The 15,881-nt window shown below is 70.0% G+C and carries 15 protein-coding genes and 1 riboswitch; of the genes, 12 read left to right on the top strand and 3 right to left on the bottom strand.

Annotated features, from left to right (window positions below; translation table 11 throughout):
- Positions 1 to 1,806: a succinate dehydrogenase flavoprotein subunit gene (gene sdhA, locus HCR12_RS11040; protein ID WP_224763430.1), complete on the top strand. Its 1,806-nt coding sequence runs from the start codon at positions 1 to 3 to the stop codon at positions 1,804 to 1,806.
- A complete protein-coding gene (locus HCR12_RS11045) occupies positions 1,806 to 2,597 on the top strand; it encodes a succinate dehydrogenase iron-sulfur subunit (protein ID WP_166866377.1) in 792 nt (263 codons plus the stop codon). Before sdhA ends, HCR12_RS11045 begins: the two co-directional genes overlap by 1 nt.
- Before the next feature lie 61 nt (positions 2,598 to 2,658).
- On the opposite strand, the gene HCR12_RS11050 is transcribed toward HCR12_RS11045, so the two are convergent.
- Complete coding sequence (locus HCR12_RS11050; RefSeq protein WP_166866379.1) at positions 2,659 to 4,047, bottom strand: LLM class flavin-dependent oxidoreductase; 1,389 nt, start codon at positions 4,045 to 4,047, stop codon at positions 2,659 to 2,661.
- Complete coding sequence (locus HCR12_RS11055) at positions 4,044 to 5,315, bottom strand: acyl-CoA dehydrogenase family protein (RefSeq protein WP_166866381.1); 1,272 nt, start codon at positions 5,313 to 5,315, stop codon at positions 4,044 to 4,046. Before HCR12_RS11055 ends, HCR12_RS11050 begins: the two co-directional genes overlap by 4 nt.
- A 213-nt stretch (positions 5,316 to 5,528) precedes the next feature.
- On the opposite strand from HCR12_RS11055, the gene HCR12_RS11060 reads away from it, so the two are divergent.
- From HCR12_RS11060 to ribH, 9 genes are all read left to right on the top strand, one after another.
- Positions 5,529 to 6,581: a YihY/virulence factor BrkB family protein gene (locus HCR12_RS11060; RefSeq protein WP_166866383.1), complete on the top strand. Its 1,053-nt coding sequence runs from the start codon at positions 5,529 to 5,531 to the stop codon at positions 6,579 to 6,581.
- Positions 6,582 to 6,612: 31 nt separating this feature from the next.
- Entirely contained in the window at positions 6,613 to 7,446 is an 834-nt protein-coding gene (locus HCR12_RS11065) for an exodeoxyribonuclease III (protein WP_166866385.1), read from the top strand.
- Between the two features lie 14 nt (positions 7,447 to 7,460).
- Entirely contained in the window at positions 7,461 to 8,471 is a 1,011-nt protein-coding gene (trpS, locus tag HCR12_RS11070) for a tryptophan--tRNA ligase (RefSeq protein ID WP_166866387.1), read from the top strand.
- The gene (locus HCR12_RS11075; RefSeq protein WP_166866389.1) at positions 8,468 to 9,031 is read left to right on the top strand and encodes a GNAT family N-acetyltransferase; all 564 of its coding nucleotides are present in this window, start codon (positions 8,468 to 8,470) and stop codon (positions 9,029 to 9,031) included. Before trpS ends, HCR12_RS11075 begins: the two co-directional genes overlap by 4 nt.
- Positions 9,028 to 9,750, top strand: a complete 723-nt coding sequence (locus HCR12_RS11080; protein WP_166866391.1) for an HAD family hydrolase — start codon at positions 9,028 to 9,030, stop codon at positions 9,748 to 9,750. Before HCR12_RS11075 ends, HCR12_RS11080 begins: the two co-directional genes overlap by 4 nt.
- 93 nt (positions 9,751 to 9,843) lie before the next feature.
- A riboswitch (FMN riboswitch) is annotated at positions 9,844 to 9,971 on the top strand.
- A gap of 74 nt (positions 9,972 to 10,045) precedes the next feature.
- On the top strand, positions 10,046 to 11,068 hold the full coding sequence (ribD, locus tag HCR12_RS11085; protein ID WP_224763431.1) for a bifunctional diaminohydroxyphosphoribosylaminopyrimidine deaminase/5-amino-6-(5-phosphoribosylamino)uracil reductase RibD: 1,023 nt from the start codon (positions 10,046 to 10,048) through the stop codon (positions 11,066 to 11,068).
- 2 nt (positions 11,069 to 11,070) lie between these two features.
- A complete protein-coding gene (locus HCR12_RS11090) occupies positions 11,071 to 11,691 on the top strand; it encodes a riboflavin synthase (RefSeq protein WP_166866393.1) in 621 nt (206 codons plus the stop codon).
- Complete coding sequence (gene ribB / locus HCR12_RS11095; protein ID WP_166866395.1) at positions 11,688 to 12,992, top strand: 3,4-dihydroxy-2-butanone-4-phosphate synthase; 1,305 nt, start codon at positions 11,688 to 11,690, stop codon at positions 12,990 to 12,992. The genes HCR12_RS11090 and ribB overlap by 4 nt, the downstream gene beginning before the upstream one ends.
- Positions 12,989 to 13,462: a 6,7-dimethyl-8-ribityllumazine synthase gene (gene ribH / locus HCR12_RS11100; RefSeq protein WP_166866397.1), complete on the top strand. Its 474-nt coding sequence runs from the start codon at positions 12,989 to 12,991 to the stop codon at positions 13,460 to 13,462. Before ribB ends, ribH begins: the two co-directional genes overlap by 4 nt.
- Positions 13,463 to 13,496: 34 nt before the next feature.
- Here the strand turns inward: ribH and HCR12_RS11105 are convergent, their stop codons facing one another.
- Positions 13,497 to 14,351, bottom strand: a complete 855-nt coding sequence (locus tag HCR12_RS11105; RefSeq protein WP_166866400.1) for a sulfurtransferase — start codon at positions 14,349 to 14,351, stop codon at positions 13,497 to 13,499.
- Between the two features lie 57 nt (positions 14,352 to 14,408).
- Between HCR12_RS11105 and HCR12_RS11110 the strand changes: the two genes are divergently transcribed.
- Positions 14,409 to 15,782 (top strand): MFS transporter, encoded by a 1,374-nt coding sequence (locus HCR12_RS11110; protein ID WP_166866402.1) that lies wholly within the window; start codon positions 14,409 to 14,411, stop codon positions 15,780 to 15,782.
- Positions 15,783 to 15,881: the final 99 nt, after the last annotated feature.

A 15,881-nucleotide genomic window follows, 5' to 3' on the forward strand; every position in this document is an offset into this window, starting at 1 on the left:
GTGAGCGACTACCTGCAGTTCGAAGACGGAGACGTCATCGACGGGGTCACCTACCACCGCCACGATGTGATCATCGTCGGCGCCGGCGGCGCGGGAATGCGCGCGGCCATCGAAGCAGCGCCCCGCGCCAACACCGCGGTGATCACCAAGCTCTACCCCACGCGCTCCCACACGGGCGCGGCGCAGGGCGGCATGGCCGCAGCGCTCGCGAACGTCGAAGAGGACTCGTGGGAGTGGCACACCTTCGACACCGTCAAGGGCGGCGACTACCTCGTCGACCAGGACGCGGCTGAGATCCTCGCGAAGGAGGCCATCGACGCGGTCCTCGACCTCGAGAACATGGGCCTCCCCTTCAACCGCACGCCCGACGGCAAGATCGACCAGCGTCGCTTCGGCGGTCACACGCGCGACCACGGCAAGGCGCCCGTTCGCCGCGCCTGCTACGCCGCCGACCGCACCGGCCACATGATCCTTCAGACGCTGTTCCAGAACTGCGTCAAGCTCGGCGTCAACTTCTTCAACGAGTTCTACGCTCTCGACCTCGTCATGACCGAGGTCGACGGCGTCGAGCAGCCCTCGGGCGTCGTCGCGTACGAGCTCGCAACCGGCAAGATCCACGTCTTCCAGGGCAAGTCGATCGTCTTCGCGACGGGCGGCTTCGGCAAGATCTTCAAGACGACCTCCAACGCGCACACCCTCACGGGCGACGGCGTCGGCATCATCTGGCGCAAGGGCCTCCCGCTCGAGGACATGGAGTTCTTCCAGTTCCACCCGACGGGCCTCGCCGGCCTCGGCATCCTCCTCACCGAGGGCGCCCGCGGTGAAGGCGCCATCCTGCGCAACGCCTCCGGTGAGCGCTTCATGGAGCGCTATGCCCCCACCATCAAGGACCTCGCGCCGCGCGACATCGTCTCGCGCTGCATGGTTCAGGAGGTCGCAGAAGGCCGCGGCGCCGGCCCCCACAAGGACTACGTGCTGCTCGACTGCACGCACCTGGGTGCCGAGGTGCTCGAGACGAAGCTCCCCGACATCACCGAGTTCGCCCGCACCTACCTGGGCGTCGACCCGGTGTACGAGCCCGTGCCCGTGATGCCGACCGCCCACTACGCGATGGGCGGCATCCCGACCAACATCAAGGCCGAGGTGCTGCGCGACAACGACACCGTCGTGCCCGGCCTCTACGCCGCCGGCGAGTGCGCGTGCGTCTCGGTGCACGGCTCGAACCGCCTCGGCACCAACTCGCTCCTCGACATCAACGTCTTCGGCAAGCGCGCCGGCAACTACGCCGTCGACTACGCCGAGACCGTCGACTTCACGCCGCTGCCGAAGGATGCCGCGGACTTCGTGAAGCGCATGGTCGAGGGCGTGCGCAACGCGGGCGGCACCGAGCGCATCGCGACGCTCCGCAAGGAGCTGCAGGACGAGATGGACCGCAACGCGCAGGTGTTCCGCACCGACGAGTCGCTCGAGAAGGTCACCAAGACCATCCACAGCCTCCGCGAGCGCTACAAGAACATCTCGGTCCAGGACAAGGGTCAGCGTTACAACACCGACCTGCTCGAGGCCATCGAGCTCGGCTTCCTGCTCGACCTCGCCGAGGTCGTCGTGCTCTCCGCGAAGAACCGCAAGGAGAGCCGCGGCGGTCACATGCGCGACGACTACCCGAACCGCGACGACGAGACGTACATGAAGCACACCATGGCGTACCTCACGGGAGACCCCGAGACGCCCGCCGAAGAGCACATCACGCTCGACTGGAAGCCCGTCGTCATCACCAACTACCAGCCGATGGAGAGGAAGTACTGATGGCCGCCGTTCTCGAGGCGCTCGAGCAGACGCCTGCCGCGGGCACGGGTGGGGAAGCCCCCATCCAGTCGTTCACGGTCACCCTCATCATCCGCCGCTTCGACCCGGAGAAGGACGCCGAGCCGTACTGGCAGGACTTCGACGTCGAGCTGTACCCGACCGACCGCATCCTCGACGCGCTGCACAAGATCAAGTGGGAGGTCGACGGCTCGCTGACCTTCCGCCGCTCGTGCGCGCACGGCATCTGCGGTTCGGACGCGATGCGCATCAACGGCCGCAACCGTCTGGCCTGCAAGACGCTCATCAAGGATCTCGACATCACGAAGCCCATCTACGTGGAGGCCATCAAGGGTCTGCCGCTGGAGAAGGACCTCATCGTCGATATGGAGCCGTTCTTCGCCTCCTACCGCGAGATCCAGCCCTTCCTCATCGCGGGCGGCAGCAAGCCCGAGAAGGAGCGCATCCAGTCGGTCGCCCAGCGCGAGCGCTTCGACGACACCACCAAGTGCATCCTGTGCGCCGCGTGCACGTCGAGCTGCCCCGTGTTCTGGACCGACGGGCAGTACTTCGGCCCGGCCGCGATCGTCAACGCGCACCGCTTCATCTTCGACTCGCGCGACGATGCCGCCCAGGTGCGTCTCGACATCCTCAACGACAAGGAGGGCGTGTGGCGCTGCCGCACGACCTTCAACTGCACCGAGGCCTGCCCGCGCGGCATCGAGGTCACGAAGGCCATCGCCGAGGTGAAGGCTGCCGTTCTGCGCGGCAAGCCCGACCTCCCGAAGGCCTGAGCACAAGCTCACGACGAAGCCCCCGGCTGTTGGCCGGGGGCTTCGTGCATCCGCGGATGGTTCAGGCGGATGCCCCGACCGTCTCACGTCGGCCGAACGCGCCGCGGTAGCGGGCCGCCGGATGGCGGTCGTTGAGCCGATCGGCTCCGAACAGCTTCCGGCGGAGCGTGCCCTCCGTGTACTCGCGCTTCGCGAGTCCGCGCTCCTGCAGCGTGGGCAGCAGGTGCTCGACGAACTCGACGTAGCTGCCGGGCAGCGTCCAGTTGATGACGTTGATGCCGTCGACACCGGCCTGCTGCCATTCGGCGAGCGCATCCGCGATCTGGTCGGGTGTGCCGACCACGCGCCGAAGCCGGTTGCCGACGAGGCGCCCGAGGTCGCCGACGGTGGGCTCGCGATCCGGGTTCGCGGCGCGCAGCCACTCGATGCCGCTCTGGCCGCCGTTGGTCTCGATATCGCGGAGGAGGGTCGCGGGCGGGTACGGGGTGCCGTTCTCCTGGGAGACGCCGAGGTTGGAGTGGGTGAGGAACCCGTCGACGCTGGTCCACTCGTCGAGCTCGCGCTCCTTGCGCCGCGCTTCCTCCTCGGTGCTGCCGATGATGAAGCTGAGCCCTTGGAAGAACTTGATGTCGCCGGGCTCGCGCCCGAAGCTCTGCGCGAGGCGGCGGGTCTCGCCGATGAGCTCGCGCGCGGCGGCCGGATGCGGCGGCGCGATGAACTGGGCCTCGGCGTTGCGCGCTGCGAAGCCGCGGCCTGCACCCGAGGAGCCCGCCTGGAACAGCAGCGGCGTGCGCTGCGGCGACGGCGACGGCAGGTGCGGGCCTTCGACGCGGTACCGCGGCCCGATGTGATCGATGCGGTGGATGCGGTCTCCGTGCGAGAAGATGCCCGCCTCCTTGTCGCGCACCAGCGCGTCGTCATCCCATGAGCCCTCCCACAGCTTGTAGGCGACGTCGACGTACTCCTCGGCCCACTCGTAGCGCTCGTCGTGATCGGTGAGTCGGTCGAGGCCGAAGTTGCGGGCGGCGTTCTCCTGGGTGCTCGTGACGATGTTCCACGCCACACGCCCGCGGCTGATGTGGTCGAGGGTGGAGACGCGGCGAGCGAACTCGAAGGGATGCGCCTGCAGCACCGAGCTCGTGAACGCGAGGCCGAGGTGGGTGGTGTGGGTGGCGAGCGCCGCGATGAGCACCGAGGGGTCGTTGCTGGGGATCTGCAGGCCCTCGCGCGCGTTGGTCGCGTAGGAGCCGCCGCGCGGTCCGTAGACGCCCACCACATCCGCGAAGAAGGCGGCGTCGAAGAGGCCCGACTCGAGCGTCTTCGCGAGGTCGATCCAGAGGTCGATGTCGTCGAATTCGTGCTGGCGGGCGTCGGGGTGCCGCCACAGTCCGTGCTGGATGTGGCTCGCGGTGTTCATCACGAACGCGTTGAAGTGCAGCGGTGCGGTCATGCGTGCTCCTGGGTGTGGGTGGCGGATGCGATCTCGGCGGCGCGCAGCGCGGCGAGAGTGCTCGGGGCGACGCCGATGCCGGCGGTGGATTCGGGGACGCGGTCGTTGATCTCGAGGTCGCCGATGAGCCTGGCGCGGTAGACGACGGGGTTGTGGCTGAGCACGGTGCGGGCGTTCCGCCAGTGGCGGTCGAGGGCGGCGGACACCCGGACGGCGCTCGATCCGAGTGCGCCGAATCCGCGCGAGAGAGCCGTCGGCACGAGCTCGGCGAGCACGACCTGCACGCGATAGACGTCGTAGTCGACGACGCGGGCGGCGTCCCTCGCCAGCTCCGCGTCACCCGAGCGCGCCTGAGCGAGCGCCTCCTCGACGACCCCCGCGAGCCCGGTCACGAGCGAGTGCGCGGCGTAAGCGGCCGAGGAGAGCTCCCCCACGACCTGCTGGATCTGCACGTCGTCGCGGGCGAGGTCGGCGTTGCCGCTTCCGTAGATGCGTGTGCGTCGCGCCACGAGCCCGGCGACGTCGCGGGAGGCACGGCGCGCCACCCCCGCGACGACCGCGAGCAGCGCGAGCTGGAACAGGGCGCTCAGGTAGGCGACGCGCTCGGTGCGCTCGCGGATGCTCTCCGCCTCCACGTGCGCTCCGTCGAACCGCGTGGTGCCCGTTCCGGTGAGCTTCTGCCCGAAGCCGTCCCAGTCGTCGACCAGTTCGACGCCCGGCTGATCGAGGCGCACGAACAGGCTCACGCCAGCGCCGTCGCTCTCCCGTGTGGCGGTCGCGTCGGCCCAGTCGGAGAAGATCGCGCCCGTCGAATAGGCCTTGACCCCCGTGAGCACATGGCGCCCGTCGCGCTCGGCGACGACCGTCTGGTGCCGACCGAGCTCGACATCACCGGGCTCCGTCATCGCGTTCCCGACGATCTCGCCCGCCGCGAATCGCTCGAGCCAGCGCGTGCGGTACGCGCCATCCGGTGCGGCGAGCAGCTCCTCGACGACCGCGACATGCCCGCGGAAGATGTGCGCGACGTTCGAATCCGCTTCCGCGAGGGCGACGAGCAGCTCGAGCAGGTCGGCGACGCTCGCGCCGTAGCCGCCGAATTCCTCAGGCACACGGAGCGCACCGAAGCGCACCTCACGCAGCCAGGCGATCGGCTCGAAGGGCAGGTCGCGCGCGAGCTCGCGCTCGACGGCCCCCTCGGCGATGCGGGCGAAAACAGGGTCGAAGATCTCGCGCAGGCGGGCGCGGCGCTGGCGATCGGTGACGGACATCGGAGCCTTTCGAGACGGGGGCGAGCGACCATCCGATCAGCGACCCCGCGGCGCGCCAAGCGGATGACGCGGCACGACAGCTGCGGGACCGCCGCGTTACCGGATGCGACATCCGGCGACGTTCCGGGACGGCGCATGACGCACCGCCGCGACACGGATGGCGCGTGACGCAAGCCCCCCGTGTCGCCGAGCGTGCGCCGCTAACGTGAGGGCATGGCGGAGGAGACCTCGACGCAGAAGCAGCCGCCCGCGTTCATCGCATTCGTGCAGCGGGTGGTCGCGTGGGTGATGCGGCTGAAGCCGGTGCGTGTGTTCACCGAGTACGGTCAGCGCCGGGGGCCGCTGCTCGCCTCGGGGCTGTCGAATCAGGCGCTGTTCGCCGTGTTCGCGGCGCTCTGGGTGGGGGTGTCGGTGTTCGGCATCATCGTCTCGAACACGCCGCGCCTGCAGGAGGCGCTCTTCGAGATCATCTCCGAGACCGTTCCCGGGCTCATCGACCAGGGCGACGGCGGGGCGGTCCGCCCCTCCGATCTCGTCAACACGACAGTGCTGGGCTGGACGGGCGCCATCGCACTCGCCGGTCTCGTGTTCACCGCGATCGGATGGCTCTCGTCGGCCCGCGACGCGATCCGGATGATGGCCGACCTGCCCGCCCCCACGACCAACTTCCTGCTGCTGAAGCTCAAGGATCTGGGGCTCGCGATCGGGTTCGGCCTGCTGCTCGTCATCTCGGCGGCGCTCTCTGTGCTCTCGTCGGAGCTCCTCGGCACGGTGCTCGATCTGCTGGGAATCCGCGACAGCACCGCCTCGACGCTCGCCGGGCGCGCACTCTCGACAGGGATCATGTTCCTGTTCGACGCGGTCGTGCTCGCGGCGCTGTACCGCGTGCTCGCGGGCGTGCCGATCCCCTTCCGGCACCTCGCCCCCGGGGCGCTGCTCGGCGCTGCAGCGCTCGGCGCGCTGAAGTTCCTCGGCACGAGCCTGCTGGGCGGCGCAACCAACAATCCGCTCCTGGCGTCGTTCGCGGTGATCGCGGGGCTTCTCATCTGGTTCACGCTTGTGTGCCAGGTGATCCTCGTCGCCGCCTGCTGGGTGTTCGTGGGGATGCGCGACGCCAACCTCCCGCTCGACTCCACGGAGGCGGCGCGCCTCGCCCGCGAAGCCGCCCTCGAGCGGATGGCGCTCAAGGAGGAGCTGCGCGCCGAGATCGCCGCCGAGGGCCGCCGCAGCCTCTGGCAGCGGATCTTCGGACGCCGCGCGCGCTGAGCGCGTCGGCCGCGCTGAGTAGAGTTGAGGCGTGAGCCGCCCCCTCCGCATCGCCAGTGTCAACGTGAACGGCGTGCGCGCCGCCTTCCGCAAGGGCATGGGCGAGTGGCTCGCCCCCCGCGGGATCGACATCCTCGCACTGCAGGAGGTGCGTGCCCAGACCTCCGATCTCGAGGCGCTCCTCGGCAGCGAGTGGGACATCCTGCATGACCCCGCCACCGCGAAGGGCCGCGCGGGTGTCGCGATCGCGAGCCGCCGCAAGGCCGAGATCCACCGCGTGACGTTCGGCCCGGACGACTTCGACTCCGCCGGGCGCTGGCTCGAGGCCGACTACGACGTCGACGGCACGATCGTGACCGTGGTCTCCACCTACGTGCACTCCGGTGAGGTGGGCACCCCCAAGCAGGTCGAGAAGTTCAGGTTCCTCGACGCGATGGTCGAGCGCCTTCCCCTGCTGCAGGCGCACAACCCGCTCGCGGTCGTCATGGGCGATCTGAACGTCGGTCACCGCACGCTCGACATCAAGAACTGGAAGGGCAACGTCAAGAACGCTGGCTTCCTGCCCGAGGAGCGCGCGTACTTCGATCGCATCCTGGGTGCCGAAGACGACCCTGAGTACAACCGCGGTGCCGGCCTCGGCTGGGTCGACATCGGCCGCCGCTTCGCCGGCGAGGTGCCGGGCCCCTACACCTGGTGGTCGCAGCGCGGGAAGGCGTTCGACACCGACACCGGCTGGCGGATCGACTACCAGCTCGCCACCCCCGCACTCGCCGAGAAGGCGGTCTCGTACACGATCGACCGCGCGGCGGCCTACGACGAGCGATGGTCCGACCACGCCCCCGTCGTCGTCGATTACCAGCTCTGAGGAACCCGGAAACCATGACCAAGCCCCGCCTGTTCTCGGGCATGCAGCCCTCCGCCGACTCGCTCCACGCGGGCAACTACATCGGCGCCCTCCTGCAGTGGAAGAAGCTGCAGCAGGAGTACGACGCCGTCTTCAGCGTCGTCGACCTGCACGCCATCACCGTGCCGCAGGATCCCGCGACCCTGCGCGAGAAGACCCGCCGCACCGCGGCCCAGTACATCGCCGCCGGCATCGACCCCTCGGTCTCGACCCTCTACGTGCAGTCGCACGTGCCCGCGCACGCGCAGCTCGCATGGGTGCTCAACACCATCACGGGCATGGGCGAGGCGAGCCGCATGACCCAGTTCAAGGACAAGACCGCCAAGCAGGGTGCCGAAGCCGCATCCGTGGGTCTCTTCACCTACCCGATCCTGCAGGCCGCCGACATCCTGCTCTACGACGCCGAGATCGTGCCCGTGGGCGAAGACCAGCGTCAGCACATCGAGCTCACCCGCGACCTCGCGCAGCGCTTCAACTCGCGCTTCGGCGAGGGCACCTTCGTGGTGCCCGAGGTCTCGATCGTCAAGGACACCGCGAAGGTCTACGACCTGCAGAACCCGGGATCGAAGATGTCGAAGTCGGGCGAGACCGAGAACGGCATCCTGTGGCTGCTCGACGAGCCGAAGAAGCTCGTCAAGAAGATCAAGTCGGCGGTCACCGACAACGACGGATCGGTGCGCTACGACCCCGAGTCGAAGCCCGGCGTCTCGAACCTGCTGACGCTCCTCTCGGTGCTCGGCGGCTCGTCGATCGAGGCGCTCGAGACGGAGTTCGCGGGCCGCGGCTACGGCGACCTCAAGGGAGCCGTCGCGGATGCCGTCGTCGCCGAGTTCGAGCCGGTGCGCCAGCGCACCCTCGAGCTGCTCGACGACCCGGCCGAGCTCGACCGTGCTCTCGCGGTGAACGCGGAGCGCGCCAACGAGATCGCCGACGCGACGCTTGCGCGCGTCTACGACCGCCTCGGGTTCCTCCAGCGCCGACCATGACCCCCGTCATCCTCACGGGAGGGCGCCTCGTTCTCACCGAGCTGCGGGAAGCGGACATCGAGCGCGTCCTCGAGTACTGTCGCGATCCGCACTTCGAGCAGTACATGGCGACGCCGTGGCCGTACGAGCGCGAGCACGCGGAGTTCTTCGTGCGCGACTACGCCGGCGGCGGATGGCAGCGCGGCGACGAGGCGACGTGGGCGATCCGGGAGCAGATCGACGGCGAGCTCCTCGGCGCGATCGGGGTGCGCATCCCCAGCGGCTCGGTGGGGTTCTGGCTCGGTGCCCCGCACCGCGGGCGCGGCCTCATGACGGAGGCCTTCGAGCTCGTCGCGGAGTGGGCGCTCTCGCCCGACGGCGCGGGTCTCGAACGGCTCACGTGGGAGGCGGCGATCGGCAACACCGCGTCCGCCGCCCTCGCCCGGGCCGTGGGATTCCGCTACCGCGGCGAGCGCCCCGGCGAGGTGCTGGGCCGCGACGGCGAGCCCGTGCCCTCGTGGACCGCCACGATGCGCGCCGATGACCGCGGCACCCGCAGCGAATGGCCGATGCTGCCATGACCGCGATCGATCTCGTGCTGTTCGACCTCGACGACACCCTCTTCGCCCATCGGGAATCGGTCGAGCGCGGCATCCACACCTACCGCACCGCGCTCGGCGAACCGCTCGCCTCCGCAGACCCCGCAACCGAGTTCGCGCGCTGGAACGCGCTCGAGGAGCAGCACTACCACCGCTACCTCTCGGGCGAGGTCGACTTCCACGAGCAGCGTCGTGCACGCGCACGCGGCTTCGTCGCCGACTACGGCATCGAACTCGACGACGACGAGGCCCTCCGGTGGTTCGACGGCTACCTCGCCGAGTACGAGAAGAGCTGGACGCTGCACGCCGATGTGGCGCCCTGCCTCGCCGCGCTCGCACCGCGGCAGTTCGGCATCATCACGAACGGCGAGCTCGGATTCCAGTCGGCGAAGGTGCTCGGCACGCACCTCGATGAGCTCATCCCCCTCGACGCCGTCATCGCCTCCGGTGAGGTGGGCGTCGCGAAACCCGATGCCCGCATCTTCGAGGCTGCCGCCGCGCACTTCGGGGTGCCCGTGGCATCCGCCTGCTACGTGGGCGACCGCCTCCACACGGATGCGATCGGCGCCGCGCGCGCGGGCATGGTGGGCGTGTGGATCGACCGCCGCGCCGTCGCCACCCCCGAGCAGCTCGCCGAGGCTGCGTCCGAAGGCGTGCACGTGATCCACGGCCTCGCCGAGCTGCCCGCGCTGCTCGGCTGACCTGGCGCGGCTCTCCCTGGCCTCGCCGATGACGCCGGGAGTCGGCGGGAATACGGCGCTCGGCACCGCGTTGTAGACTCCGAAGCAACAAGCACGTGCTCCGGGGGCGGTGAAAATCCGCACCGGCGGTGATAGTCCGCGAACCTCGACCCGCAAGGGGCGAGGCCGATCCGGTGGAATTCCGGGACCGACGGTGATAGTCCGGATGGAAGGAAGCACGCGTCGAGCTCGGAGTGTCCGTTCTCGACGGCGCTGACTCTCGTCGCGCATCCCCGGAGGACCCGGAGAGGACGCGATGGTCGACCAGCTCGCCTACGACGCCGCAATGCGCCGCGCCCTCGACCTGGCTGCGCGCGGCCCCGTCACGGGCGGCAACCCGCAGGTCGGCTGCGTCCTGCTCGACGAGACCGGCGCCGTCGTCGCCGAAGGATGGCACCATGGCGCCGGCACCGCACACGCGGAGGTGGAGGCGCTCAGCCACGCCGCCGATACCCGCGGACTCACCGCCGTCGTGACCCTCGAACCCTGCAACCACACCGGCCGCACCGGTCCGTGCGCCCAGGCGCTCATCGACGCGGGCGTCACTCGCGTCGTCTACGCGATCTCGGATCCGGGTCACGAATCCGGGGGCGGCGCCGAGCGCCTGCGCGCCGCCGGGATCGAGGTCATCGGGGATGTCCTCTCCGAGGAGGCTCGCGAGCTGCTGCACGTGTGGCTCACGGCTGTCTCCCGGCACCGCCCCTGGGTGACGGTGAAGTGGGCCTCCACCCTCGACGGCCGCGCGGCCGCAGCCGACGGCACGAGCCAGTGGATCACCGGAACAGCGGCACGCCAGCGTGTGCACGAGCAGCGGGCCGCCGCCGACGCGATCCTCGTCGGCACCGGCACCGTGCTCGCCGACGACCCGAGCCTCACCGCACGCGGCGATGGCGGCGAACTGCTGGTTCACCAGCCGGTGCCCGTCGTCGTCGGCACGACGCCCGTTCCCGCGAACGCCGCGCTGCACCGCCACCCCGCGGGTCTCATCGAGACCGGCACGCGCGACCTCGCTGCCGTGCTCGACGACCTGTACGCCCGCGGCATCCGCCGCGTCTACGTCGAAGGCGGGCCCACGCTCGCCTCCGCCGTCATCGCAGCGGGTCTCGCCGACGAGTATCTCGTCTACCTCGCACCCGCGCTGCTCGGGGGCGACCGCCTCGCAGTGGGCGACCTCGGCATCCGCACCATCACCGAGGCCCGACGCCTGCACATCATCGGCGTCGAGCAGCTCGGCGAGGACATCCTCGTCGTCGCTCGACCCATCCAGAAGGAGAGCTGACCGTGTTCACCGGCATCATCGAAGAGCTCGGCGAGATCACCGCGTTCGAGCGCGGGGCAGACGCCGCCCGCATCACCGTGCGCGCGCCGCTCGCCGTCTCAGACGCGGGGCACGGCGACTCGATCTCCGTGTCGGGCGTGTGCCTCACCGTCATCGATCAGGGCGACGACTGGTTCACAGCCGACGTCATGGCGTCGTCGCTCGAGGTCACCACCCTCGGCGAGCGCGTCGTGGGCGACCGCGTCAACATCGAGCGCGCCGCCGCGACCGGCGGACGCCTCGGCGGCCACATCGTGCAGGGACACGTCGACGGCCGGGCGCACGTGCTCTCGGTGACCGACGGATCCGCGTGGCGCGTCGTGCGCTTCGCCCTCCCCGCCGAGCTCGCCCAGCTCGTCGCCCGCAAGGGCTCCATCACGATCGACGGCACCTCGCTCACCGTGAGCGCCGTCTCCGACCCCTCCGAGGCGGAGCAGTGGTTCGAGGTGTCCCTCATCCCCGAGACCCTCACCGCGACGACCCTCGGCGCACTCACCCCCGGCGACCGCGTCAACCTCGAGACCGACATCGTCGCCCGCCACGTCGAACGGATGCTGGCATTCACGAAGGAGGAGGCACGATGAGCCTCAGTGACATCCCCACCGCCCTCTCCGCCCTGCGCGCGGGCCGCCCCGTGATCGTGGCGGACGACGAGGGACGCGAGAACGAAGGCGACGTGATCCTCGCCGCCGAGACGGCCAGCCAGGAGTGGATCGCGTGGACGGTCAAGCACTCCTCGGGCTTCATCTGCGCCCCCATGACGAACGAGATCGCCGACCGGCTGAACCTCCCGCCGATGGTGGAGCACAACGAAGACCCCCGCGGCACCGCGTACACGGTCTCCGTCGACGCGGCCGAGCGGCTCTCCACCGGCATCTCGGCCTCGGACCGCGCCCACACGCTGCGCGTGCTCGCCGACCCGGCTTCGACCCCCGCGAGCCTGTCGCGCCCCGGCCACATCCTGCCGCTGCGCGCCGTCGACGGCGGTGTGCGCGAGCGCGACGGTCACACGGAGGCCGCGGTCGACCTCATGAAGCTCGCCGGCCTCACGCCCGTCGGCGCGATCGCCGAGATCGTCGATGAGGACGGCGAGATGATGCGCCTGCCCAACCTCATCCGCCTGGGCGAGCGCGAAGGCATCCCCGTCATCACGATCGAGGCCCTCGTCCGGTTCATGGAGGAGAAGCGCTGCGAGCACGACCCGCAGGCGGTCGTCGAGATCCCCGAGTGGCAGCGCGTGAGCTTCGAGGTGGAGACCCACGTTCCCACCGTGCACGGCAGCTTCCGGGTGCGCGCCTACCGCGACCGCTCGACCGGGGCGGATCACGTGGCGTGGATCGCCGGCGAGCCGCGCGACGGCGCGCTCGTGCGCGTGCACTCCGAGTGCCTGACGGGCGAAGCCTTCGGCTCGCTCAAGTGCGAGTGCGGCCCGCAGCTCGACGCGGCGCTCGAGGCCATCCAGCAGGAGGGCGGCGTGGTCGTCTACCTGCGCGGCCAGGAGGGGCGCGGCATCGGCCTCATCAACAAGCTGCGCGCCTACCGCCTGCAGGAGGACGGCTTCGACACGCTCGACGCGAACCTCGCGCTCGGCTTCCCCGCCGACGCGCGCGACTACGGCGCGGCCGTCGCGATCCTCAAGGACCTCGGCATCGGCTCCGTGCGCCTGCTCACCAACAACCCCGAGAAGGCGCGTCAGCTCACCGACCGCGGCATCGAGGTCACCCAGCTCATGCCGCTCGTCGTCGGCGTCGGCGAGCACAACACCGGCTACCTGGACGCCAAGCGCGACCGGATGGGGCACGCACTCCCCAGCAGCGAGGTGCTCAGCGCGCGCATCACCACCCACAACATCACCATCCCCTACACCTCCGGAGGAATTGCATGAGCGGCGACGGACGCCCCACCGAGCTCGAATACGACGGAACGGGACTGCGCATCGCCGTCGTCGCGGGCACGTGGCACACCCAGATCACCGACGGGCTGCTGGCGGGCGCACTGCGCACCCTCGAAGCCGCAGGAGCCGAGGTCGAGGTCATCCGCGTTCCGGGTTCGTTCGAGCTGCCCCTCGTGGCGCAGACGGCGCTCGAGGAGGGCGCGGACGGCGTGGTCGCCCTCGGAGTGATCATCCGCGGCGGCACCCCGCACTTCGACTTCGTGTCGAACGCGGCGACCGACGGCCTCACGCGCGTCGCGCTCGACACGGGCAAGCCGGTCGGCTTCGGCGTGCTCACCCTCGACGACGAGCAGCAGGGCATCGACCGTGCAGGGCTCCCCGGGTCGAAGGAGGACAAGGGCACCGAGGCCGCGGAGGCGGTGCTCGCGACCGCGAACGTTCTGAAGAAGCTGCGCGGCTGACGCCGCTGCATTCGGGAGGCGCGCTCCTCGGGGTCTACGCTCCGGGGTGCGCGCCTTCTGCTGTCGGGCCGGTCGCCGCGGGGCGGTCGGTGTTCGACCAGGCGCTCCACGATCCGGGGAAGAGCGCCGCATCGAGTCCCGCGATCCGCAGCGCGAGGATCTGGTGCGAGGCGGTGACACCGGATCCGCAGTACACGCCGACAGCCGTGCCGTCATCGATTCCGAGAGCGGCATACTTCGCGCGGAGCTCCTCGGCAGAGAGGAAGCGGCCGTCAGCTCCGACGTTCTGGGCGGTGGGTGCGCTGACCGCTCCGGGGATGTGGCCCGCGCGCGGATCGATGGGCTCTGTCTCGCCGCGGTAGCGCTCCCCCGCGCGCGCGTCGAGCAGCACGCCCGTCTGGGGCAGAGCCGCGGCCGCGTCGATCGTCAGGGCGGGCAGGTGCCCGGCGTCGAGATCGACGTTCCCCTCCGCGACGACGGCGTCACCCGTCTCGAGCAGCTTGCCCGCTGCCTTCCAGGCGGCGAGGGCGCCGTCGAGCACCCGCACGTCGAGTCCGGCGTCAGTGAGCAGCCACCAGGCGCGCGCGGCCGACATCCCGGCGAGATCGTCGTACACGACGACGCGGTCGCCGGTGTTCACGCCCCAGCTGCGGGCGGCCGCCTGCAGCTCGTCGCGTGACGGCAGCGGGTGGCGTCCCTCCGTCGCGGGGGCACCGTGCCGGGCGAGCTCGCCCTCCAGATCCACATATACCGCTGTGGGGATATGGCCCTCGCGATACGCCGGTCGCCCGTCGGGAGCATCGAGCCTCCACCGCACATCGAGCACGCGCGGCGGCCGCGAGGATGCGAGCTCGGCGGCCAGCTCGTCGACGCTGATGAGGGTGTCCACTTTTCTCCTTGCTTTCAGGGGCAGAAGGGCCGTTCTACTCGTGAAAGACTAGGAGGCATGAGCAGCGCCACCCCCCGGGCCGCGACTCCTGCGAACACGCGATCTCGCGTGATCGTCGCGAGTCTCATCGGCACCACGATCGAGTTCTACGACTTCTACGTCTACGCTACGGCAGCCGTCCTGGTCTTCCCGATCCTCTTCTTCCCGACGGGCGATCCGACCACCGCCACACTCGCCTCGTTCGCCGTGTTCGGCGCTGCGATGGTCGCGCGTCCGCTCGGTGCGGTGTTCTTCGGGCACCTGGGCGACAAGCGCGGGCGCAAGGTGACGCTCGTCGGCGCGCTCCTGACGATGGGAATCGCAACCTTCCTCATCGGCGTCCTGCCGACCTACGCCGTGGCGGGCTGGCTCGCCCCACTGCTGCTGGTCATCATGCGTCTCGCGCAGGGCTTCGCGCTCGGCGGCGAATGGTCGGGCGCGGCGCTCGTCGCCACAGAGAACGCTCCAGCGGGCAAGCGCGCCTGGTACGGCACGTTCCCGCAGCTCGGTGCGCCCATCGGCTTCATCATCGCCAACGGCCTGTTCCTCATCATCGCCGCGGCGCTGCCGAGCGACGACCCGTCGCTGCCGTCGGATGCGTTCCTCGACTGGGGCTGGCGCATCCCGTTCCTCTTCTCGGCTGTGATGGTCGCCGTGGGGCTCTGGGTGCGACTGCGGCTCGTCGAGTCGGAGGCGTTCACCAAGGCCGCTTCCTCCGGCAAGCTCGCCCGGGTGCCGCTCGCGGCCGTCTTCCGCACGCACTGGAAGGAGCTCATCCTCGGCACCTTCTACATGCTCGCGACCTACGTGCTCTTCTACCTGATGACCACGTTCTCGCTCACCTACGGCCGCACGCCGACGGATGCGTCGCCCGCAGGGCTCGGGTACGCCTACAACACGTTCGTCGTGATGATGATCATCGGTGTGGTGTTCTTCGGCATCTTCACTCTGGTGTCGGGTCCGCTCGCCGACCGCTTCGGCCGACGCCCGACGCTCATCATCGTCACGATCGCGATCATCATCTTCGGCCTCACCTGGGTGCCGATGCTCGCGGGCGGCACCGTGAGCGTGCAGCTGTGGCTCATCCTGGGCTTCACCCTCATGGGATTCACCTTCGGTCCGATGGGTGCGCTGCTGCCTGAGCTGTTCCCCACGTCGCTGCGATACACGGGGTCCGGGATCGCGTACAACGTGTCGTCGATCCTGGGTGCGGCCGTCGCACCGTTCATCGCCGTGTGGCTGTGGCAGGCGGGCGAAGGCAGCCCGTTCTGGGTGGGTGTCTACCTCTCGGTGATGGCGGTGCTCACGCTCATCTCGCTGCTGCTCGGCAAGGAGACGAAGGACGTCGAGATGGACGACGCCGAGGTGGAGATCCCCGAAGCGCTTCCGTAGCGCGTCGCCGCTCCTCGGGGCGCCCCCTCCCGAGGTGTCAGTTTGTGCCGCCGCGCGCCTCGCGCAGGCGGCACAAACTGACACCTCAGTTCCACAAGA

The sequence above is a fragment of the Salinibacterium sp. ZJ70 genome (genome assembly GCF_011751865.2).
GTDB lineage: Bacteria > Actinomycetota > Actinomycetes > Actinomycetales > Microbacteriaceae > Homoserinibacter.

What these genes read in the sequence shown, in the direction of transcription:
- ribH (WP_166866397.1), top strand. Translation starts at nt 12,989, where the DNA reads ATGAGCGGCGACGGACGCCCCACCGAGCTCGAATACGACGGAACGGGA.
- ribB (WP_166866395.1), top strand. Translation starts at nt 11,688, where the DNA reads ATGAGCCTCAGTGACATCCCCACCGCCCTCTCCGCCCTGCGCGCGGGC.
- HCR12_RS11045 (WP_166866377.1), top strand. Translation starts at nt 1,806, where the DNA reads ATGGCCGCCGTTCTCGAGGCGCTCGAGCAGACGCCTGCCGCGGGCACG.
- HCR12_RS11055 (WP_166866381.1), bottom strand. Translation starts at nt 5,315, where the DNA reads ATGTCCGTCACCGATCGCCAGCGCCGCGCCCGCCTGCGCGAGATCTTC.
- trpS (WP_166866387.1), top strand. Translation starts at nt 7,461, where the DNA reads ATGACCAAGCCCCGCCTGTTCTCGGGCATGCAGCCCTCCGCCGACTCG.
- HCR12_RS11060 (WP_166866383.1), top strand. Translation starts at nt 5,529, where the DNA reads ATGGCGGAGGAGACCTCGACGCAGAAGCAGCCGCCCGCGTTCATCGCA.
- HCR12_RS11080 (WP_166866391.1), top strand. Translation starts at nt 9,028, where the DNA reads ATGACCGCGATCGATCTCGTGCTGTTCGACCTCGACGACACCCTCTTC.
- HCR12_RS11075 (WP_166866389.1), top strand. Translation starts at nt 8,468, where the DNA reads ATGACCCCCGTCATCCTCACGGGAGGGCGCCTCGTTCTCACCGAGCTG.
- HCR12_RS11110 (WP_166866402.1), top strand. Translation starts at nt 14,409, where the DNA reads ATGAGCAGCGCCACCCCCCGGGCCGCGACTCCTGCGAACACGCGATCT.
- ribD (WP_224763431.1), top strand. Translation starts at nt 10,046, where the DNA reads ATGGTCGACCAGCTCGCCTACGACGCCGCAATGCGCCGCGCCCTCGAC.
- HCR12_RS11050 (WP_166866379.1), bottom strand. Translation starts at nt 4,047, where the DNA reads ATGACCGCACCGCTGCACTTCAACGCGTTCGTGATGAACACCGCGAGC.